The sequence below is a fragment of the Magnetococcales bacterium genome (assembly GCA_015232395.1).
In the GTDB taxonomy this organism is placed as follows: domain Bacteria; phylum Pseudomonadota; class Magnetococcia; order Magnetococcales; family JADFZT01; genus JADFZT01.
On the sequence record JADFZT010000156.1, the window covers coordinates 1 to 3,932 of the forward strand.

Annotated in this window: 6 protein-coding genes; all 6 read right to left on the reverse strand. The window is 54.5% G+C overall.

Going from position 1 to position 3,932, the window contains the following annotated elements; all coding sequences use genetic code 11:
• Nucleotides 1–688 precede the first annotated feature (688 nt).
• Entirely contained in the window at nt 689–841 is a 153-nt protein-coding gene (locus tag HQL52_20145; protein ID MBF0371752.1) for a hypothetical protein, read from the reverse strand.
• Between the two features lie 155 nt (nt 842–996).
• Nucleotides 997–1,185 (reverse strand): hypothetical protein, encoded by a 189-nt coding sequence (locus HQL52_20150; GenBank protein MBF0371753.1) that lies wholly within the window; start codon nt 1,183–1,185, stop codon nt 997–999.
• Between the two features lie 5 nt (nt 1,186–1,190).
• On the reverse strand, nt 1,191–1,628 hold the full coding sequence (locus HQL52_20155; GenBank protein ID MBF0371754.1) for a hypothetical protein: 438 nt from the start codon (nt 1,626–1,628) through the stop codon (nt 1,191–1,193).
• A gap of 199 nt (nt 1,629–1,827) precedes the next feature.
• Nucleotides 1,828–2,742, reverse strand: a complete 915-nt coding sequence (locus tag HQL52_20160) for a hypothetical protein (protein MBF0371755.1) — start codon at nt 2,740–2,742, stop codon at nt 1,828–1,830.
• 48 nt (nt 2,743–2,790) lie between these two features.
• A complete protein-coding gene (locus tag HQL52_20165; GenBank protein ID MBF0371756.1) occupies nt 2,791–3,228 on the reverse strand; it encodes a hypothetical protein in 438 nt (145 codons plus the stop codon).
• Entirely contained in the window at nt 3,206–3,502 is a 297-nt protein-coding gene (locus HQL52_20170; protein ID MBF0371757.1) for a hypothetical protein, read from the reverse strand. Before HQL52_20170 ends, HQL52_20165 begins: the two co-directional genes overlap by 23 nt.
• Nucleotides 3,503–3,932: the final 430 nt, after the last annotated feature.

The window sequence follows — 3,932 nt, forward strand, 5'->3', positions numbered from 1 at the left end:
CCAGCGGATATGGTTCCAATGGTCCCAGCGGATATGGTTCCAATGGTCCCAGCGGATATGGTTCCAATGGTCCCAGCGGATATGGTTCCAATGGTCCCAGCGGATATGGTTCCAATGGTCCCAGCGGATATGGTTCCAATGGTCCCAGCAGATATGGATACAACGGTCCCAGCGGATATGGATACAACGGCCCCAACAGCCCGGGATACCCCTCCTATGGCCCTGGCAGCTATGGTTCGCCCACCCCCGTGAACACCTCCTCCTCTTCTATACCCGACGCCTAAATCAACAAACCTGCTGGGGTTCGAAAGATCCCCGGCAGGTCTCAAAAAAATCCCTCCTCCGCCTGATTCCTGAGCATTTAATATGAGAAAAATCAAAAAAAGAAATGCTTTGCTGTTTTTAAATCCCTATCTACTACCGAATCAACTGTCACACAACGCCCATGGTAACCAAGCAAGCTCCTCTGAGTCCGCTTCAGAGGATTCGGTATAAACAACTATTACCATCCAACAGCTCAAACCATCCTGACTTGGAGAGTATCCGAGCTATGGAAATACCGATAGCGCCACAATGACTCAATCCTAAAAAAAAGCAGGGATCGCGCTTCTTTGATAGTAGACATTCCTTGGGACCCAACTGGCGATCCCTGCTCTTTTTGCGGTAACGGACGGGTGGTGCGGGCCGGTTACCGGCGGTGGGGATGCTCGTGGACCACATGGAGGACATGATCCCGATCCAGGCGAACGCCCTGGCAGCCGCTGAGAGATGTCAAAGCACAGATCAATAGCAAAACAATCCCCCAATTGGTGAGGGTACGGGCGGGCAGGGTCTTGGTCATTTCCTTCTCCTTCAGTCATAGGTGCCGTTATGGGAACCTATGAAAAGGAGTGGGGGTTTTTTTTCTGACACCATCCTGACAAGCAAAAATCCCACCCTCCCCTGCCAGGAAACAAGCCACCTTCCCCCAGCCCCTCCTCCCTTGGCCTTCTCCTGCTACCCCTGGGTCATGCGGAGCATCTCCTCACGTAACGCGTTGTGGCCGACCCAATGGGAGACCGTCTGGCGCTTGTAACGTTTGTCCTCCAACTGACAGGCCGCCCCATAAAAAAATGCGATTTCAGACAGGGAATAGTTTTGAATCACCTCCCAAGGGTGACCGTTGGCAATCAAGGTTTGAATCACTTCTCCTAGCGGGATGGGGATCCATGGACCATGCGGTTGATCTCGCCGGCCATGGACTGCAACTTTTTTTCGAGCATCTCCTGGCTTTTGATATTGATCTCCACACACGCCTTGAACAACTCCACCGCCACCACCGGGGGCAGGCGTTCCACATCCTCTTCATTTAAGCCCGAAAGAGTGGCCAGTACCCCCGGGGCTCGCTCCCGAATGGTGGCGGCAATGGCGGGAATACGCCACATGTTGGACTTGATGCCCTGGGGTGGCTCATCCCCCAAAATGCCAGTTTCGGCAGCCATGGCAGCGATCTCCTTGACCACAAAAGCAAACTGGGCCAACCCCAAAGGGCGGAGAATCAACGTGGTGTGGCCAATCTTGAATTTGGACTGCTGATTAAACAGCAACTCCCAATCATCTTCCTGTAGTTGAATCGATTTTCCAGACATGACAAATCTCCGATAACGGGATTGATTTGGTGGAATAGACTTTGATATTTACGGATATTTTCGGGAGTGGCCGGGAGAAGGGGGACCGGCCACTCCCACGGGATCCGGGGGTCAAATTCCTTTTGAGCCACCGTCGATCCCGCATCCTGTTTGTGGACATTTTCAGGCGGATCTGCTGATACCGCCCTCTTTTCCCGAATCAGGCCGCCAGGGTCTCCTTGAAATATTGGCTCACCCCCTCACCGCTCTGATTGGTATCTTTCAGGAGGATGCCGGACAGCGTTAAACTGGCGAATCCATCCGTCACCAGAGGGTGGCCGGAGGTGGGACCAAACCGCACCCGATGCAGATCCACCACCCGGGGGCGGTCGTCCTGGGCTTCGTTGAGGCCATCAAACACCATGGTCAGCTCGGTGCCGGAGTTGATGAGCGCCTGCACCACCTCTTCGGAGCCATAGCTGTAATCCACATCGATGGTGCGGCCCTCCTCCATGGCGCTCGTCTCCGGAATGAACAACCCAGCCCCGGTCAACTCAAAATCACTCCCCTCCACACGAATGATCGTGCCCATATCCTGCCATTGGGCGCTGCCGTCGGTGATGGTGGTGCCACTGACCGGCCAGGTGGGCTCGCTGCCGCCGGAGGTGCCGGAGGTTGTGCACTTGTAGTAATGCTGGTTGGGGGTGGTGGGAATCACATAATCCCCAGCCACATAGGCTGTTGAAGAGAGCCAGTCTGGAGCGGTCTCCCCATCGGAACTGGTCACCGTCACCCCAGCAGGTTGGATATGACTCAAACGCACCAATCCGCCCAGCCAGGCCGTGACCGATTCGTTGGCAACGGCCCCGGAGGTGGTTTGGCTGCTGGCTCCAAACACCGCCATGGCCAGATTTTCCGGGCTCAACTCCGTGATGGTCATGGCCACCGCCACCTTTTCGATACGACGCAGGGAATCCACCACCCCCCCCGCCGAATTTTGCCAGTCATGCAGCTCTTTGACCTTTTGGGAAACAGCCATTTCCAGCTGGGTGCAGTGACCCAGCTTGCGCATTTTACCACCACCAAATGGGGCCGCATAAACCGCCCCGCTGCCGATATATGAATAGACACTCATCTCTTGATCTCCTGATTTATCAAACCCAGCCAAAACCCAACCTCAAGGTTACCCCCGGTGGGTGATGCGGGTGGTGAAGGCCAGGAAAAAATGGCCATGATTATCCTGGTAGCGGGCAGCGGGAGAGGAAACCTTGATCAGTGGGGTCAGGCCAGTGGTGGGCTTCCATCCCTGCAAGGCGTTGGTGATGGCCATGAGCAGAGGCCCCGCTTCTTTGCGCACCGCTAATCCGTCAGCACTCTCCCGATGGCTCTGAACCGACAGGATGATCAGCCAGCGCTGTACCACGAGCTGATCTTCTCCAGCGCGATGACTCCCATCTTCAGAAGCCTCATCCCCGTCATGGAGCACATGCACAATCGGCATGGCCCGACTCCCTTTGAACACCTCCTCAGCGCTACCGGCTCCCTGGACAACCCGCAAGTCGGTTACCTGATCTTTCAACCGCTCGATGATAAGCGTCTCAGCGGCAAAATAGTTTTCCATGGTATTTCTCCTCTCCTTTCGGGCTGGTGGTAAAAAGCCCCTCTTTGGGTGATGTCCGGAAAGCGCCGGATGGTTGGGCGGGGGTGGTTTCCCGAGGTGCCGGGCTGGCTCCTGATTGGATATTTCCCAGCCCAGCCCCCTTCAAATCCACCGGCACGTAGATCGCCTCGACATCCAGCTTTTCCATCTCTTCATCCGACAACCAGAAGCCTCCCCTTTCGGAAACCATCCGGAGATCTCCCTCATCGGGTCGTTTGATCCCTATGGCGTACATGGCAACTCCAATCCATAAAGCCCAAAATCAATTCCCTGGGCGTTGGCAATGGAGAGAGCATCTACCAAACAGAAGGAGCGCATTAAGATGAAACATTTCAGCAGTAAATTCGGGGTGAAGAGATCCCTGGAAAAGGGGTGTTATCATCAAGCAACAAGCGGTAAAATCAGGAAAAAAGCAGCTAGTTTGGGAGGGCAAAGGCAGGCGTGAAGAGGATGAACGGCAATCACCTGAGGCAAAAAAGGAAACTTGCCACCGAATCATCCGGATTTTTTTCTGTAAGCCCAGGCATCCAGCTCATTTTCATCTATTTCACCTTTTCAACCGAATAGTCAGCCCAGGCAAAACAGGTCTGAGTCTCCCGCAAAAAGTCGCTCTTTTGGAAACGTGATGCCGTGCCTGGATCCTGGATTTATGGTATGATTTTTCA

What these genes read in the sequence shown, in the direction of transcription:
- HQL52_20145 (MBF0371752.1), bottom strand. Translation starts at nt 841, where the DNA reads ATGACCAAGACCCTGCCCGCCCGTACCCTCACCAATTGGGGGATTGTT.
- HQL52_20160 (MBF0371755.1), bottom strand. Translation starts at nt 2,742, where the DNA reads ATGAGTGTCTATTCATATATCGGCAGCGGGGCGGTTTATGCGGCCCCA.
- HQL52_20165 (MBF0371756.1), bottom strand. Translation starts at nt 3,228, where the DNA reads ATGGAAAACTATTTTGCCGCTGAGACGCTTATCATCGAGCGGTTGAAA.
- HQL52_20155 (MBF0371754.1), bottom strand. Translation starts at nt 1,628, where the DNA reads ATGTCTGGAAAATCGATTCAACTACAGGAAGATGATTGGGAGTTGCTG.
- HQL52_20170 (MBF0371757.1), bottom strand. Translation starts at nt 3,502, where the DNA reads ATGTACGCCATAGGGATCAAACGACCCGATGAGGGAGATCTCCGGATG.